The 16,851-nt window shown below is 45.8% G+C and carries 17 protein-coding genes; 3 read left to right on the forward strand and 14 right to left on the reverse strand.

Annotated elements, in window-relative coordinates:
* Positions 1–507: 507 nt before the first annotated feature.
* The 14 genes from R7D93_RS23545 to R7D93_RS23610 form a co-directional block, all read right to left on the reverse strand.
* Positions 508–1,662, reverse strand: coding sequence for a flagellin (locus R7D93_RS23545; protein ID WP_005382038.1), 1,155 nt, complete (start codon positions 1,660–1,662; stop codon positions 508–510).
* 427 nt (positions 1,663–2,089) lie between these two features.
* Positions 2,090–3,283 carry a flagellar hook-associated protein FlgL gene (gene flgL, locus R7D93_RS23550; RefSeq protein ID WP_225497170.1) on the reverse strand — a complete coding sequence of 398 codons (1,194 nt, stop codon included), beginning with the start codon at positions 3,281–3,283 and terminating at the stop codon, positions 2,090–2,092.
* A 13-nt stretch (positions 3,284–3,296) separates the two neighbouring features.
* The gene (gene flgK / locus R7D93_RS23555) at positions 3,297–5,237 is read right to left on the reverse strand and encodes a flagellar hook-associated protein FlgK (RefSeq protein WP_065274248.1); all 1,941 of its coding nucleotides are present in this window, start codon (positions 5,235–5,237) and stop codon (positions 3,297–3,299) included.
* Positions 5,238–5,397: 160 nt separating this feature from the next.
* Complete coding sequence (gene flgJ, locus R7D93_RS23560; RefSeq protein WP_042522768.1) at positions 5,398–6,324, reverse strand: flagellar assembly peptidoglycan hydrolase FlgJ; 927 nt, start codon at positions 6,322–6,324, stop codon at positions 5,398–5,400.
* 16 nt (positions 6,325–6,340) lie between these two features.
* Positions 6,341–7,432, reverse strand: a complete 1,092-nt coding sequence (locus R7D93_RS23565) for a flagellar basal body P-ring protein FlgI (RefSeq protein ID WP_225497172.1) — start codon at positions 7,430–7,432, stop codon at positions 6,341–6,343.
* A 43-nt stretch (positions 7,433–7,475) separates the two neighbouring features.
* The gene (gene flgH, locus R7D93_RS23570) at positions 7,476–8,255 is read right to left on the reverse strand and encodes a flagellar basal body L-ring protein FlgH (protein ID WP_005382033.1); all 780 of its coding nucleotides are present in this window, start codon (positions 8,253–8,255) and stop codon (positions 7,476–7,478) included.
* A gap of 30 nt (positions 8,256–8,285) precedes the next feature.
* Positions 8,286–9,074 (reverse strand): flagellar basal-body rod protein FlgG, encoded by a 789-nt coding sequence (gene flgG / locus R7D93_RS23575; RefSeq protein WP_005382032.1) that lies wholly within the window; start codon positions 9,072–9,074, stop codon positions 8,286–8,288.
* 18 nt (positions 9,075–9,092) lie between these two features.
* Positions 9,093–9,842 (reverse strand): flagellar basal-body rod protein FlgF, encoded by a 750-nt coding sequence (gene flgF, locus R7D93_RS23580; protein WP_005382031.1) that lies wholly within the window; start codon positions 9,840–9,842, stop codon positions 9,093–9,095.
* Positions 9,843–10,172: 330 nt separating this feature from the next.
* A complete protein-coding gene (flgE, locus tag R7D93_RS23585; protein WP_005382030.1) occupies positions 10,173–11,486 on the reverse strand; it encodes a flagellar hook protein FlgE in 1,314 nt (437 codons plus the stop codon).
* A gap of 30 nt (positions 11,487–11,516) precedes the next feature.
* The gene (flgD, locus tag R7D93_RS23590; protein WP_005382029.1) at positions 11,517–12,227 is read right to left on the reverse strand and encodes a flagellar hook assembly protein FlgD; all 711 of its coding nucleotides are present in this window, start codon (positions 12,225–12,227) and stop codon (positions 11,517–11,519) included.
* A gap of 17 nt (positions 12,228–12,244) precedes the next feature.
* The gene (flgC, locus tag R7D93_RS23595) at positions 12,245–12,658 is read right to left on the reverse strand and encodes a flagellar basal body rod protein FlgC (protein ID WP_225497174.1); all 414 of its coding nucleotides are present in this window, start codon (positions 12,656–12,658) and stop codon (positions 12,245–12,247) included.
* Positions 12,659–12,663: 5 nt separating this feature from the next.
* Positions 12,664–13,059, reverse strand: coding sequence for a flagellar basal body rod protein FlgB (gene flgB / locus R7D93_RS23600; protein ID WP_005382026.1), 396 nt, complete (start codon positions 13,057–13,059; stop codon positions 12,664–12,666).
* 303 nt (positions 13,060–13,362) lie between these two features.
* The gene (locus tag R7D93_RS23605; RefSeq protein ID WP_005382024.1) at positions 13,363–14,190 is read right to left on the reverse strand and encodes a CheR family methyltransferase; all 828 of its coding nucleotides are present in this window, start codon (positions 14,188–14,190) and stop codon (positions 13,363–13,365) included.
* A gap of 11 nt (positions 14,191–14,201) precedes the next feature.
* Positions 14,202–15,128: a chemotaxis protein CheV gene (locus R7D93_RS23610; RefSeq protein WP_005382022.1), complete on the reverse strand. Its 927-nt coding sequence runs from the start codon at positions 15,126–15,128 to the stop codon at positions 14,202–14,204.
* A 76-nt stretch (positions 15,129–15,204) separates the two neighbouring features.
* Between R7D93_RS23610 and flgA the strand changes: the two genes are divergently transcribed.
* From flgA to R7D93_RS23625, 3 genes are all read left to right on the forward strand, one after another.
* Positions 15,205–15,951, forward strand: coding sequence for a flagellar basal body P-ring formation chaperone FlgA (gene flgA, locus R7D93_RS23615; RefSeq protein WP_005382020.1), 747 nt, complete (start codon positions 15,205–15,207; stop codon positions 15,949–15,951).
* 116 nt (positions 15,952–16,067) lie between these two features.
* Positions 16,068–16,382, forward strand: coding sequence for a flagellar biosynthesis anti-sigma factor FlgM (gene flgM / locus R7D93_RS23620; protein WP_005382018.1), 315 nt, complete (start codon positions 16,068–16,070; stop codon positions 16,380–16,382).
* Between the two features lie 27 nt (positions 16,383–16,409).
* Complete coding sequence (locus R7D93_RS23625) at positions 16,410–16,835, forward strand: flagella synthesis protein FlgN (protein WP_005382015.1); 426 nt, start codon at positions 16,410–16,412, stop codon at positions 16,833–16,835.
* Positions 16,836–16,851 lie beyond the last annotated feature (16 nt).

Genomic DNA, 16,851 nt, shown 5'->3' on the forward strand with positions numbered 1-16,851 from the left:
TGGTGATTTCTCCAATTGATTTTCCGGTGTAGCGGTTTCCGACGTCTCGGAAAACCAAGTAGTTCTCTCAAAGTTACCTCTATTAACGACACCAAATTCAGAAGCTTTAGAAAAAAGTTTAAAAAAATAACATTGCGAGATTTAGCTAATAAAATTGAAGAAAAGTAAGAAAAAGTGCTCAAGTTTCCACAAATCGAGCCGAGAGGGCTAAATTGTATAGAAAACCAGCAAAAGGAAACAATTAAAGGTAAGTTCGCAGACGATAGACGTGAAAATTAGAAAAGAAAAAGCCCCTTTTCCTTTGAGAGAACTGGGGCTAGGTTGGTCGCCAGAGCCTATGTGGAGATCAAGAGAAATGAACACATTTCCGGCATACCGAGTGCAACTTTACATTGAAAATGATTGGCAGGTGAGAGATGAGAGAGCCGCTCATTCTATTGTAAAGTTGCTTGCCAAAAGCCTGCATTCCCATCCACGTCTGAATGTATTGAGTACAGGCTAAGTAAACTACTGCAATAGTGACATTGCAGAGTTTGGCAACTGTTTCGCTTGAGCAAGAATCGATGTACCTGCTTGTTGCAAAATTTGTGCTTTGGTCATTTGCGTGGTTTCTTTCGCAAAATCTGTATCTTTAATTCGGCTGTTCGATGCGTCAACGTTTTCTTGGATATTCGCCAAGTTGTTGATGCTGTGACTCAAACGGTTTTGCTTCGCACCTAAGTCTGCACGTTGCGAGTCTACGTATTTCAGTGCCGAATCCAGCACAGAAATCGCGTTTTGAGAACCTTGTACCGTGGTCATATCAATATCTTGTACTGACGTTCTGATAGGTTCATCACTCAGGCCAAGCTCAGATGCTAATCCACCAGAAATAGAAATCTCACCCTGAACGTTTGGATGCGCGACAAAAACTTGCAACTTGCCATCTTCACTTACAGACGCATTAATCATATCAGACTGACCATTAATGTAAGTGGCAAGCTCTTCGATGTCGTCGCCCGCTTTGGCATTAATGTTGATTTCTAGATCATCAACATTGCCGTCTTCGTCTTCACCCATACCTGGTAGCGTGATCTTCAAGTCAGATTTAGCTGGGTCAACGCTCCAGTTTTTATCTTTACCGTTCTCAGATAAGAAGGTCACACCGCCCATGCGAGTATCGTCCGCACGAATGCTGGTGAGTCCCATGATCATGGCTTCACCTGAGCTCGCACCAATCTGGAATGCCGCTTCACCGAATGAGCCGTTCAATAGACGACGACCACCAAATGAAGTGGTTTCTGCAATACGGTTTAGCTCGTCAATCAATGCCATTGACTCTTCGTTGATCGCCTGACGCTCAGCCGGAGAGTTAGTACCGTTCGATGATTGAATCGCAAGGTCACGCATTCGTTGCATGACAGAGGTTGCCTCATTCATCGCACCTTCAGCGGTTTGTGCAATCGAGATACCATCGTTCGCGTTACGCATTGCGACATCTAGGCCACGAGACTGTGCAGTTAAGCGGTTAGAGATCTGTAGACCTGCCGCATCATCTTTTGCACTGTTAATCTTATGTCCTGAAGATAAGCGCTCCATCGACGTGTTTAATTCATCAGTCGCTTTGTTTAGGTAACGCTGCGCGGTCATCGCGGAGACGTTAGTACTAACTGTTACAGCCATTTTGCTCTCCTGTTGAGTTCGCAAGCTTTTGCGAAGCGGCCAGCTTTACTCTCATTTGGATAAGCACTGACCGTAAAAGTTACTTGCTAAATCTGCCTTAAACGCAGGGTTTAGAATCTCTAAATCTGTTCTGATATTTTCAATACAATTTGTGTGCCAACTTGCGTAAATTATTTAACTAATTTTAAAAGAATCAGATAAACAATAAGTTAGCTTTATCATTAAGCTATTTCAGGTTTGTCAGACTCATCTTAGCCCAAGGGTATTGAACGCTGCCCTGTTGCCGCCCGACTTGCCTCCCGCATCATTGCCGCTTTGGGTAAAATCGTGCCGCATGACATCTCAGACTCTCAGGTTACGCCGACTTATCGCGCTTAAGGCTTTGCACATAAGGCATCAAAATCAGACAATGTGTATGAGTGTCATACTAGATGTAGTTAAACAACGTTAGATCTTTGGTCTTACCGAATGCTTGTTGCGATGCCTGTAACGCTCGCGAGTTTTCACTGAACTCGATCACGGCTTTAGAGTAATCCAAGTCCTCAAAGTTGCTCTTCGCTTTTGCCAGAGACAAATTAAAGTCTTCATGATTTTGCTCTTGGATATCCAGCGTATTCAATCGAGCACCGGCATCTGTACGCGCTTTATTCAAATGGATAAAAGCAGCGTGGAATTCTTCTGTCATTTGGTGCAATTTAGCAGTCGCCGACGTATCCGAAACCGATTTGTCTGACCATGCCATTGCATCCTTGAAGGTATCGAAAATGCTGAACTCTGCCCGCTTTTCGATCTCAATGCTGTCACCAGGCGTAATTTGGCCTTTTACGTGCACTTTCAGGCCTTTGTATTCAATCCCTTTCTCTGGAGAAAACTCATCGGCATCCACTACTTTGCCGTTACGCTCTAATTGGTAACCAAATTTGCCGTTATTCATATCGACAAATGTCACGCGATACGCGGCATCATCCTTCGCGTCAACGTTAGTGGCTTTGTTTAGCAACAGCTCAGAGCCGTTTTGTAGATCGTAATTCGGCTGATAGTCGCCAAATGGGTTTGGTATCTCCATAAACAGCTTGCTGCCAGGATCGTTCATTGGCATCTCGAGCATGCTAGAGACTTTCATTTTGCGCTGATAATCGTCTCCAGCGTACTGAACACTACCGTCTTTATCGCGATAGAATGGTTGACTTTTTGGCTTAGTGCCCGCAAACACGTAGTTACCAGATTCATCTTGCGAGTTCACTAAGTTAAGGAAGTTGTTCGCAATCTCTTCTAACTCACGCTTCTTTGCTTGTCGGTCTTCAGCAGAAAAGGCACCGTTAATCATCTCCATCGTTAAGCGCTTCGACTCGTCGGCAAAATTCTCCGCATTGGCGATATTAACTTCGTGGTTTTCTAAACGATTACGCACCAACACTATCGAGCTAAGATATTGTTGTAGCTGTTCTTGTTGCTGACTAATGTTTTGGATGTAATGCGCAGCGAGGGGGTCGTCACTAGGTTTCAGTAACTTTTTCCCTGAAGCAAGTTGCTCTTGGTTGTGGTGAACCTTATTCTCTTGACGACGCAGATCATTTTGTACGGACTGATAGTTATGGAAACTAGAAATTCGGGTTAGCACTTATCTCTTCTCCTTACCTCAGTTGTAAAATGGTATTGAAGGTATCATTCGCCGCTTGCATCACACGTGATGAAGCCATGTACGCTTGTTGAAACTTCATCATGTTGGCCGCTTCTTCATCGAGGTTAACACCAGAAATAGAAGCAACGCGCTCTTGCGCCGCTTCATGCTCTAAACGAGCGACGGAGGCTAAACGGTTTGCTGTAGAAGACTTCAGTCCAACTTCGGTATTGAGGTTATGATAAACATCGATCAAGGTACTGGATTTTCCATCCATCATCTTGTCTGTTTGGATCTTCTGCATTTTTCTCAAGTTGCCGTTACCACCTTCAGAAGGCACCAAGTTTGCGGTGAATTTATCATTCATCAGTGCGCCTTCGCTCAACTCAAACACGGTTGCATCGCCGTTTTTATACAGCGGATGGCTTTTCGGCACTGATATTTCAATCATCGGGTTATCTTTATCTAACGGGTATGAGTATTTGTCCGATAGTAAATTACCCTTGTTATCCGTGATCTTTAACCACGGCTTATCATGCTTCTCGTCGGCTGGTTGTACGGTAACCTCAAACTCTTTAACATCCCCCGCCTCACGAATTTTAAACTTGGCGTTACCTTGGGCAAAAGTGGTTGAGGCTTCATAACTTTGTGCGGCAATAGCTTTTGCGTCATTGGTTTCCATCTTTATGATGGCTGCACCACTTCTCGTTGGGCGTAGCAATACGCGCTCACCGGCGGCAAGGCCTTCACCAATTTGCACTTTCATACCATCCAGAACAAACGACGAATCCGAACGGTCGATGTTCAACGACATTTGCTCACCTTTCGGTGTTGTCACGCTGTATTGGTCGCCATCATAACGCAGCGAATATTCACCACCTTTGATCGCGGAAATATCCTCGATGTAAACCGCAACATCAGCTTGAGAGTCAGGCGCAGCAAAAACTCGAGATTTTGCCACCAGCTCAGAGTTCACATCGGTAAATACGTCTTTACCTATCTTACCGTTGAGATCCAGACCTTGAGATTGCAGCTGATTAATTTTGTAGGAGAAGCCCGTTGCTAAACGGCCCATTTCATCTTGCAGTTGTGGGATGTGTTTGTCGCGCATTTCAAGTAAAGCGCCGATTTTTCCATCCATATCATCAGACTTGATCGCTTTAATGCCATTCCCTTCCACCATTGCTAATCGTCTTTGATGAACATCCGGATAGCCATCGATCATTTTGAGCTGGCTTGCTTCCGTGCCAGAAACAAGTGTGTGTCCATTGCCGATATGAACATTAAACCCTTCCGCATTTTTGCGTGGGGTTACGGTAACTTTGGTGTACTCTGACAGCTCAGTAACCAGCTTTTCATGCTGATCCATCAGGTCATTATGTGGGCCGGGGGTGCGCATCATCAGCCGATGAATATCGCGAATTTCCAACGCAAGTTGGTTAACGCGCTCAATGCCCATATCCAATTTTTTATTGGTGACATCAGATTGCAGTCGAACGGTTTCGTGGAAATCATTTAATGTATCAGAGAAGATTTTCGCCTTTTCCAATACCACTTTTCGTGCCCCTAAATCGTTCGGGGTATCTGCCATGGTTTTTACCGCATCGAACCACTCATTCAGGTTCTCGGGAATTTTCTTCGATGCCACGGAGCTCAACATGCTAGAGAGCATATCAAGATTGTCTTGGGTATCCGTTTTGTTGGCATTGTTGGTCGACGACAGGTTCAGTTCATTCACGGCAAACTGATCCCACGAGCGGCGAACATTTTCCACATGCACACCCATGCCGTAGGTAGAACCACCAAACATGCGCGGATCATTCGTGCCTTGGATAACAGACTGACGGCTATAACCCTCTGTATTAACATTAGAAATGTTATGACCAGTGGTGTTTAATTGTCTCTGAGCAGTAAGCACACTTTGAGTACCTACATTCAGAAGATCTGACGCCATACATGCCCCCGAAAACGAAATATAAATCGGCAAAACCGATCACCTAGACACGTTAAAAGCAAAAGATGTGCCAAGTGATAGAAAGGCGTAGATGTTCAGATAAAGTGAAGGCTTGCACTATGGCAAGCCTTCGAGAACGTCATAAATTGTCGCAGAGACATTACATACTTTCGATTTTATCCTTCACCTGCAGGACTTTATCTGCGTAGTTCGGATCGGTCGCGTAACCCGCACTGTGGATACCGCGAATAAACAACTCTGAATTCCCGCGTTTCTGCAATGCTGTCTCGTAACGTGGGTTGTCATTCAAAAATCGTACAAAATCATTAAAGCTGTCTTCGTAACTTGAGTAGGAGCGAAACGCTGCCGTCTCTTTCACTGGCGTGTTATCGTGGAACTCTAGAGTTTGAGTCGTCACTTTGTCACCCTGCCAGCTTCGATCTGCTTTGATGTTAAATAAGTTGTTGCTGCTGCCACGAGCGTTCTTCACGACCTTTTGTCCCCACCCCGTTTCCAAAGCGGCTTGCGCAAGTAGCAAAGATGGCTCGACACCTAAGGCTTTCGCAGCTTTCTCCGCGTATGGCTTCATCGAGTTAACAAAGGATTCTGGTGAATCGAATCGAGTGGGTTCATTGCTTGGTCGAGATAGCTGACCAGACTCAATCAAGCGCTGTTCAATCTCGCGCGCTTTTTTCGGGTCAACACGACGATATTCCGCAGCATTGTTTGCCGCATCACGCATAGCCGTTTCTTTTTTGTCGTTCCCTTGCCCAGCCGTTAATTGCTTAACAATCATATCGGCCAGTCCCATTGAACCAGACGAACTCAATTCACTCGCCATCTGTTCATCCAACATTTGTCGGTAGAACTTCTCGTTTTGGCTGTTCATCATGTTGGACTCAAAGCCCTCATTGGCTTCACGCATGGATTTCAACATCATCGAGGTGAAGATCGATTCGAACTGACGAGCAGCCGCATGCAATGCTTCTTGCTCGCCATCTTTTCCCTCTTTCACTGCTTTTTGACGCAGAGTATCCAGAGAACTGATGTCATGGATAAAACCAATGTCGTTAGGATTGTTCATTATACCTACCTCCTAACCATTAAATGATGATCAACTGGCCTTCAATGGCACCAGCTTGTTTCAATGCTTGTAGAATTGCCATCAAGTCCGAAGGCGCAGCTCCGACTTGGTTCACGGCACGGACCAAATCATCCAACGTTAAGCCTGGTTCGAACTTAAACATTTTGCCTTGTTCTTCGCTGACTTCGATATCCGAGTCTGGTACGACAACGGTTTGCCCACCAGAAAAGCCGTTAGGTTGGCTAACATTCAGGTTTTCTTTGATCGCAACCGTCATGCCGCCATGCGTTACTGCTGCAGGTTTAAGACGTACATGCTTACCAACTACGATGGTGCCCGTTCGTGAGTTAACGATGATTTTGGCTGCACCATCTGCTGGGTCGAACTCTAGGTTTTCGATTGCCGATAAGAACGCAACACGCTGGCTGACGTCACGAGGAGCACGCACGCGCACTGATGTCGCGTCAACAGCGCTCGCAATTTGTGGGCCAAGGAAGTTGTTTACAGCATCCGCCATACGTTGAGCCGTTGTGAAGTCTGACTCAAGCAAGTTGAACGTGATGTAATCACCACGACCAAATGGGTTTGGAATTTCTCGCTCTACTGTCGCACCACTAGAGATAAGACCAACGGTTGGATTGTTACCTACGATTTTAGAACCGTCAGCGCCTTCAGCACTGAAGCCGCTCACTACTAAGTTACCTTGAGCAACCGCGTAAACTTGACCGTCGAGACCTTTGAGGAACGTTTGCAGCAAGGTGCCACCACGCAAACTTTTAGCACTTCCGATGGAAGAGACAGTCACGTCCACTTGCTGACCCGATTTAGAGAAAGGCGGCAACTCTGCCGTAACCATGACTGCGGCAACGTTTTTAATTTTTGGCTTTGTGCCCGGCGGCATCTGAATGCCGAAGTTTTGCAGCATGGCGGCGAAACTTTGCTCTGTAAACGGGTTCGCTTCACCCGTACCAGGTAAGCCTGAAACCAAACCATAACCCACGAGTTGGTTGCTTCGTACACCTGCCACTTGCGCGACGTCTTTGATACGTGCGGCTTGGGCTACGGTAGAAAACAGAGCAACGCTCATCAGTACTAAAAGGAGTTTTTTCATGCTTACTTATCTCTTGTAGTCAAATTGCCGTCAGAACGGCGTGTTATAGCGCTACATTAAAGAATCGTGCCAAGAAGCCTGGCTCTTGCATATCTTGTTGCAAACCAGTGCCAGAGTACTGAATTCTTGCGTTAGAAACGCGATTTGATGCAATGGTGTTGTCGAAATTAATATCATCCGGACGAATAGTGCCACTTAAACGTATGTACTCATCACCTGTATTTAGCGTCATCCACTTCTCACCGCGGATCACGAGGTTGCCGTTTGCCAGTACTTCAATCACCTCAACAGTGATGTAACCACTGATGCTGTTGCTCTGCTTTGCAGAAGAGTCACCTGCAAATGAGTTGGAGTTGTTTAAGTCATAAGAGAAATTATATTTTCCGCCAATTTGCAGCTCTTCTCCGCCCACTTGAAGCGGGTCCATTTGCGCTTCATTGGTTTTCGATAAATCGGCATTTGCGCTTTTCGTCGCACTGGTTGTCTCATCCAGTGTTACGGTAATAATGTCGCCAATACCACGTGGTTTAGAATCGTCGTATAGATCGGTAATGTGCTCGGCGCTAAACAACGAACCTGTTGCAGCAGCATAATGCTCAGGTTTGTTTTTCGGATGAATTGGAGCCCAAGCAGGATCGCCAGCAACCGGATCGCTTCTACCACGTAAAGTATCTACAATACCGCTGCTCTCTTCTTTCGATTTATCGCCTTCTACTGCGTCGACCACAGTGGTTGCTTGTGTCACTTCATCCGTTTCAATCGGTTCCAACATGGCACAGCCCGACATCGTAGCAATCAAAGCGAGTAGGCAAATACGTTTCATCGTGAGCTCCTCAAATCTTGCTCTTAATCGTTACAATTGCTGGTTAACGAAGCTCATCATTTTATCGACTGACGAGATCACTTTTGAGTTCATTTCGTAAACGCGCTGGGCTTCGATCATGTTGACCAACTCTTCCGTTACATTCACGTTGGACGCTTCCAGCATGGATTGACGAATTTCACCCAAACCGTCCAAACCAGGAACACCCTCTTGTGGATCGCCACTGGCACCCGTTGGTAAGTAAAGGTTCTGACCAATTGGCTCTAGGCCACCCGGGTTAACAAAATCTGTAATGGTTAGCTGACCAACGACTTGGTTGTCTTGCTGACCTCGGACGCGAACCGACACTTCACCATCCGTACCGACAGTAATAGAAATCGCATCTTCTGGAATCACAATTTCAGGCTCTACAGGGTAGCCAGAACCCGACGTGACTAACGTGCCTTCACCATTGAGCGTGAACTGACCGTTACGGGTATAACCGATGTTGCCGTCCGGCAATGTCACTTGGAAAAAACCGTCGCCTTCCACCATCATGTCCAGTGCGTTGGTCGTTGTCTGTGCATTGCCGTGCGTGTGCACTTTTTGCGTCGCAACCACTTTAGAACCCGCACCTAACATCAAGCCACTTGGCAGTTCCGTGTTCTGAGATGACTGGCCGCCAGGCTGGTTGATGTTCTGATAGAACAAATCTTCGAATACTGCACGGCTCTTTTTGTAGCCGACAGTAGAGGCGTTCGCCAAGTTGTTCGAAATCGTGGCAATGTTGGTTTGTTGGGCGTCTAGACCTGTTTTACTTACCCATAGTGCTGGATGCATAGTGAACCTCTAACTCTGTTAACTCATACGAAGCAGTGAATCTGAAGATTTATCCATTTCTTCAGCTGTGCTCATCATCTTGACTTGCATTTCAAACTGACGTTGTAAGTCAATCAATGCGGTCATTTCACCTACGGCATTCACGTTACTGCCTTCTATCGCTCCCGTCTGGAGACTAACAGTCGCGTCTGCTTCGTAAGGTTGGTTTGGAGTTTTATGGCGAAATAAGCCATTGGTGTCTTTAAACAAGCTTTGGTCATTAGGCTTAACGAGCTTAATGCGATCAACCGCTTGGAATTCTTCTGCCGGGGCACCTTGAGGAAGTACAGAGATGGTGCCATCCCGACCGATTTCAATTTTGGAGAGAGGAATAGGCAAAGTAATCGGCGCATCGTTTTCACCCAGCACCAAATGACCACTTGCGTTGGTAAGCATGCCATTTTGATCGACTTTTAGGTTGCCGTTACGGGTCAACCCTTCTTTCCCTGTGTGATCGAGTACCGATATCCAGCCGCTGCCTTCAATCGTCACATCCAGATCACGCCCTGTTGTAATCACGCTACCTTGAGCAAAGTTATGCCCTGGACGCTCTGTCATGCTGAACACACGTGAAGGATGGCCTTCACCATAAGCCTGCATTGAGCGAGCCTGTGCTAAATCAGCCCGAAATCCGGTCGTGCTTACGTTAGCCAAGTTATTAGCACGCAATTGTAGTGCCTGCATATTTTGCTTGGCGCCACTCATTGCGAGAAACAGTGCGCGATCCATAAATTACTCCAAAAAATCTCTCTGTACACGGAGTAAAAGCAATAGTTATGCCAAAATAAAAATAGACTTACTAATCAATACTTTGAATTAATAACAAACTATTAAAAGAGGTCAATAGAGGCAGAAAACTGTAACGAGAGGCAAGGTTTTGATCCATACGGCGGCAACAGCGGCAAATCGTAGATCAAAGCATGCTTAGCCTGAGTGAGGTGTATTCAGGCTAAGCATCAGATGAATGTCATGATGAAAGTGAACAAAGCGGTAATTACTAAGAAGCAACCACACGCCATTGCTTACTCAAGCAGAGTATCGAATGACCCAGCTAGTGCTCTAGCGGATCTGTAAGATATTCTGTTGTAGTTGGTTGTGTACTTCGAGCGAACGTGAGTTTGCTTGGAAGTTACGCTGAGCAGAGATCAGGTCCACCAACTCCTGCGTCATATCAATGTTTGACTGTTCCAGCATACCGTTATTGATGGTGCCGAAAGAGCCTTTATTTGATTCACCCCAGATCTTGTCACCAGAGAACTGCGTTGAATCCCATTGAGTGCCGCCTTTCTTATCCAGACCTTGCTCGTTTGGAACACGTACGAGAGCAACACGACCCAATGTAACGTTTTCACCGTTTGAGTAAGTCCCCAATACGCTGCCGTTTTCATCGAAGTCAACTTTGGTTAGGAAGCCCGTTGTTGCACCGTCTTCGTCAAACTTAGTCAGTTCGAACGGAGCCGCAAACTGTGTTGCTGAGCCTAAGCCGAAGTTAAGCGTCTGCGCAGGATCGGCACCATTCATATCGACTGGTGTCGTGTTCGTCGCTGGATCGCCCAGAGCCACAGAAGTGATTGGCTGACCATTGTTCAAGCTCGCCAACGTACCATCGTTGTTGAACTTCATGGTATGCCCCACATGACCTGTTGGCGTTTGCGCATCACCAGCCGCAACATTTAAAGGCTTTTCACCTTCTTTATCTGTCACGGTGTAGTAAGTGTTCCATGTATTTGGCTGAGTCTGATCTTTCAAGTAATACGTCGTTAGCTTGTAAGACTGACCCATCGAGTCATAAATTGTCGAAGAGGTTGAACGGTTGTATGTATCTGGGTCTGAAAAATCAAACTGCGTTGGATCTTTCAAATCGCCGTTCGCTGGCAAGTTCACACCCACTTCAATGTTTGCTGTTTGTTTTGGCTTACCAAATTCAGCAGGAATATTGATGGGTTGTGGCTCGTATGAAGAAACCTCACCAGAGCTTGGGTCCACTTGGTAACCTAATAAGAACTCGTCGTTCGCGGTCACCATGTAGTTTTCTTTATTTAAGTGAAATGCACCATTACGTGTCAGTTCATTCTGTTGTGGAGTTAGACGCTCTTTCGCTACAGCGAAAAAACCTGTCCCCGAAACACGCAAATCCATTGGGTTGTTGGTGTAAATGCTAGAGCCTTCATGGAACTGCTGTGCCACTTGGCTTGCTTGCGCACCACCACCCGGTGTGGTTTTTGCGTTAGTAAATAAAGAGTTAGAGTAGACATCAGCAAACTCAGCACGGGACTCTTTAAAGCCGTACGTGTTGGCGTTAGCAATGTTGTTACTGGTGGTGTTCAAATCCAGTTGGGCGGCGGACAAACCGCTTAAAGATACATATGACATTCCAAAATCTCCTAATCTAGCGAGCTATGACTACGCTTTGCCGACTTCCAATACTTCTGCAAGTCGAACTGGCGATTCAAAACCAGCCAGATTGAGTAATACGTTTCCGTCACCTTTGCCAAGCAATACGCTGTTTACGTTGGCATACGTCGATACTGGGAACTCTTGCGACTCCCCTTCAACTAAGCCAGACGCTTTCACTTTGTATTTGCCAGCTGGCAGTGGATTTCCGCTTTCATCTTTACCGTCCCAAAGCACACGCGTGTCGCCGGCTGGTTTCGCCCCTACCTCAAAGGTACGAACCAGTTGGCCAGCTTCATCCTCTACACGAACAAACAGATTATCGATAGATTGTGAAAGCTTAACCATTGCCGCCATTGGTGCGTCGTCCTGCTTCACACCTGCTGCTCCTGGGACCAATACGTCACGCCCTACCAAAGAGGAAGCTTGTAACGCTTGATTTGATGTCATTGACGAATTCAAACTCTCAAACTGAGTGTTCATCTTGCCAATGCCATCAACGGTCGCAAATGAAGCCATTTGCGCAATCATCTGGTCATTACTTACCGGCTTAAAAGGGTCTTGCTGAGACAGTTGCTTCGTGAGCAATGATAAGAAGTCTTCCTGTTTTAGGTCCTGCTTACCCGTGCTCTCTTCCGCTTTCTTGTTACTCTCTTGTAGACTTTTAAGCTGGTCGATATAGGACAAGCCGCTTTGACCAACGTTGTTAATTCCGGCCATACGCTACCCCCTTATCCTTATTGACCCATCTGCAGCGTACGCAGCAGCATTTGTTTACTAGAATCAGCGACTTGTACATTAGTCTGATATGCGCGAGAAGCTGAAATCATGTTTGCCATTTCTTCCATTACATTGACGTTAGGCTTGTAGATGTAGCCTTCTTCGTTTGCAAGGGGATGGTATGGGTTGTACTCCGCACTCAGCGGTTTATCACTTTCTACAATACCCATCACTTTCACTGGCACCGTATCACCGCCACGCATGGCGTTACTTAACTCTGCACCAAACACTGCATGACGCGCTTTGTAAGTGTCTTTCGCAGAGCTGCTGACACTGTCGGCGTTCGCCAAGTTGCTTGAGGTAGTATTCAGACGAACGGATTCAGCGCTCATTGCGGAACCTGTCACATTGAAAACGTTAAATAAGCTCATCTAAATTATTCCCCTTTGATTGCTTTGGTTAAGTTCTTGAATTTGCTGCCTAGAAAGTCGAGTGATGCTTGGTGTCTGATTTGGTTTTGCATAAACAAGTTACGCTCTAAATCCAAGTCTACCGTGTTGCCATCTCCCGTATCTGGTTGCGTAGGAAGACGATATAACTTGTCCCCAACCAACGTCGTAGTGGCAGGAATATGCCGACCATCTGTGCGACTAAGACCAATGCTTGCCCCAGATGTTGCCGCTTGCAATTCCTTCGCAAAGTCTAAACCTCTTGCTTTGTAACCAGGCGTGTTTGCTTGTGCGATATTGGTGGAAATCACCTCTGCATTGCGCTCACGTACGCCCACCGTGTGCTGGTGGATGCCTAGTGCATTGTCAAAAGATATAGCCATGTTTGCCTCTACAATTAAGAACTGACCGTGATTGATAACCAAAAAGCAATTAGCATGCCAAAACCTAAAGCATTACACCAACCTAGTGGTTATCGTGAATTGAAATAGCAATAAGTGAGCCAAAGTAACTGGAATGTCATGTCGTATCACTTTGCTCACTTAATAAAGATACACCGTGTTGAGGGCACAAGGCAAAAACGCGCTTCAACTAATTGAGTGATACATGAAGCGCTCGGCGCAGAAAGGTAACAAACAAAAAAGCCTGACACGAAGTCAGGCTTTTCTATCAATGAAGAGATACCGCTATTTAAGCTTGTAAATGATGCCCGGATTACAGCGCACCATTTCAAATTTATCAGTCAGACCAGTTAGCGACTCTGATGCCCCTAACAGCAAGTAACCACCAGGGTTTAAACTGCTCGCCATTTGGTTAAGCACTTTAGATTTCATTTCTGGAGAAAAGTAAATCAATACGTTACGACAGAAAATGATGTCGAACTTACCCATCAGTGCGTAACTGTCCATCAGGTTTTGTGGACGAAAGTTCACCAAACGCTTGACGTTATCTTTGACTTTCATGCGACCACCGTCCGCATTTTCAAAGAAGGTGCGACGACGTTCTGGTGAAAGCCCGCGACCCAAAGCCAAGTTGTCGTACACCCCTGCACGACACATCTCGAGCATACTTGCCGAAATATCTGTGGCTGTAATGGACACGTTTGGTAACAAGCCCGGCTTGCGCTGTTGCGTTTCCAGGATCGTCATTGCAATAGAATACGGTTCTTGGCCCGATGAACTGGCAGCAGACCAGATCTTAATTGGGCGCTTGCTTGCCGCTACTTCTGGCAATAATTTGTCAGCTAAAACCGTGAACGGATAAGTATCTCGAAACCACAAGGTTTCGTTAGTCGTCATCGCATCCACAGCGGCGACTCGTAATTCTCGATTACGCCCTGTAACAACATCACGTAGCAAATCTGATAACGATGCGAGCTTAAACTTCGTCACTAAAGGACTCAGTCGGCTACGCACGAGGTATTGCTTGCTATCACCTAACACGATGCCACATTGCGATTCTAGAAAACGGCTAAAGTCACGATACTCTTGATCACTGATTGTAATAGCAGTCATTAATGTCTCTTTTATTGTGTTAATGCAGATTTAACCGCGTTACCCAACTCATCTGGGTTAAATTTCGCAATGAAGGTGTTGGCACCTACACGCTCAACCATAGCTTGGTTGAATACACCACTTAATGAAGAATGGAGGATAACATAAAGGTCTTTCAAATCGGCATGTCTGCGAATTTCAGCCGTTAAGGTATAGCCGTCCATTTCTGGCATTTCAATATCGGAAATAACCAACGAAATTTGATCGTAGATATTGCCTTCTTGAGCCATTTCAATCAACTTATTGTACGCTTCTTTGCCGTCTTTGACAGATACGACCTCAAAACCGATGGATGTAATCGCACGCTCTACCTGTTTACGCGCGACCGTCGAGTCATCAGCAATCAGTATGCGGCGTACAATAGGCTTTTCTTGTTCTGCTTGTGCGATTTCTTCGCCAATAGCGGAATCCATCGTTTCATCAACTGGCGCAATTTCTGCCAGGATTTTTTCAACGTCAAGGATTTCAACCAGCTCATTGTCAATGTTTGTAACGGCAGTCAAGTAGTGCGCTTTACCTGCGCCGTCTGGCGGTGGCAAAATCGCTTCCCAATGCATATTGATAATACGCTCAACCGATGATACCAAAAATGCTTGGATCGTACGGTTAAATTCTGCAATAACAACAAAACATTTATCTAAATCAGTGGTTGGGCGGCCACCAATTGCCAGGCTCAAATCAATAACGGACACGGTATGGCCGCGGATATGAGCGATACCTTTAACCAGAGGGTGTAGATTTGGCATTGAAGTCAGCTTAGGGCACTGTAGTACTTCTTTCACTTTGAATACGTTAATGCCGTAGCGCTGTCGGCCCATCAGTCGAAAGGTCAATAATTCCAATCGGTTCTGACCGACGAGTTGCGTACGCTGATTCACCGAGTCAAGAATCCCCGTCATATGCTCATCTCCATCTCAAACTTTTTGTTTTTAAATGATACTCTACCACTGGCAAGCACGATACCAGGGAGACAGTATGGCGTATTTCACTTTCACTTCGACACCATTGACTATGACAATATGTAGAGCGCTAATTACAAAGTACGCTAAGTCTATCGGCATTTTGCTCAGTATGTTTAGCTTTTTTGTTCATTCAGCTTCAGATAATCAGATCGAGCAAATAAAAACAGCAGCAGAACAACATATTCTTGCTACGGTTGATCAGCCTGATGGTGGCGAGCTATCTGTTAATGCGGCAGAGATCGACTCGAGAATAAAAGCAACGGATTGCCCTGTTCCGTTAGATACATCTGCCTCTTCCACCAGCAGCACGAGAAGTAACATCAATGTGTTAGTGGAATGCCAACCGGATGACTGGAAAGTCTATGTCCCTGTGAGGATCTCGGTATCAGTACCAATGATCGTCGCGACACGAACACTAGGGAGAGGAGAAATCGTCAGCGCATCGGATGTTACCACTTCCATGATCGAGCTACAGCGCTTTCGTAAAGATGGATTTTCTAGCTACGATCAAGTGGTTGGGGCAAAGCTAAAGCGTAATGTTCGCTTAGGCGATGTCGTAGAGAGAAATGATGTTTGTGTGGTATGCCGAAATGAAAAGGTCATTATCAAAGCGGTGAATTCTGGCATGACGATCACAACGCAAGGCACAGCATTGCAGGATGGTTCAGCTGGCGATCAAGTAAGAGTGAAAAATGATAAGTCACAACGTATAATAGAAGGCATAGTGACTGACATTGCGGAAATCACTGTTAATTTTTAATACCCACTGGTAGCGTGTTTAAACTGATCAATAAAAATGCAAAAAATGACTAAAGTTATTTTTGCGCTGGTCGATAGTCTGGATACCAGTATTACGATACAAGGCAAAGGTTAAACATGGCAGGTATAGATAATATACGTTCAGGGCAAATGATGACGACAACAAGTCGCGCACCTGCACGTAACGATTCCAATGCTACCAGCACGACAGAATCAAAAAAGGCGCCAGCGCAACAAGACGCAGTATCACTCAGCCAGCAAAGTAAAGCCGTCAGTAAACTCCAGAAGGATATGGCAGCTTCTCCGGCATATGACAGCGCCAAAGTTGCAGCAATCAAAGAAGCTATCACAAACGGTTCATACAAAGTCGATCCTGAAAAATTGGCTGACAACATGATTAAGTTTGAAAACGAATTGCAAGGCAAAAGCTAACTGACTTAGGCCGAAGGTAAGTATTTTATGGCAGCATTAGTCGATCTCGTTAATTTCCAGCTAGAAAATGCTAAGGCACTTTCCGCTGTTTTACGCCAAGAAACACAAGCAATAACGGCGCGTGTCTCTACCGAGATTGAGAACATTGCCAAACAGAAGATGACGCTCATTGATCAGCTCAGAACAACTGATCAGCGAATCGCCTCTCACCCGCACGTCAATCAACTTACTGAAGATGAGCACCTAAGTCAGGTTGTTGCTCAAATCCAATCGATCGTCCTCGACTGTCAACAAGTTAACCAAGTAAATGGCGAATCGCTTAGTCGCGCACAGCTGAGCTTCAATAAACTCAACAACATGCTCCAGCGAACTCATGGCAAAGTTGGCATGACCTACAATGCGGGCGGAAAAACCCACACCATCTCGACGCTTGGCACCAATATAAAAGCTTAAACGTCACTCCTACCCT

This window comes from Vibrio sp. YT-15, assembly GCF_033337445.1.
Lineage (GTDB): Bacteria > Pseudomonadota > Gammaproteobacteria > Enterobacterales > Vibrionaceae > Vibrio > Vibrio alginolyticus.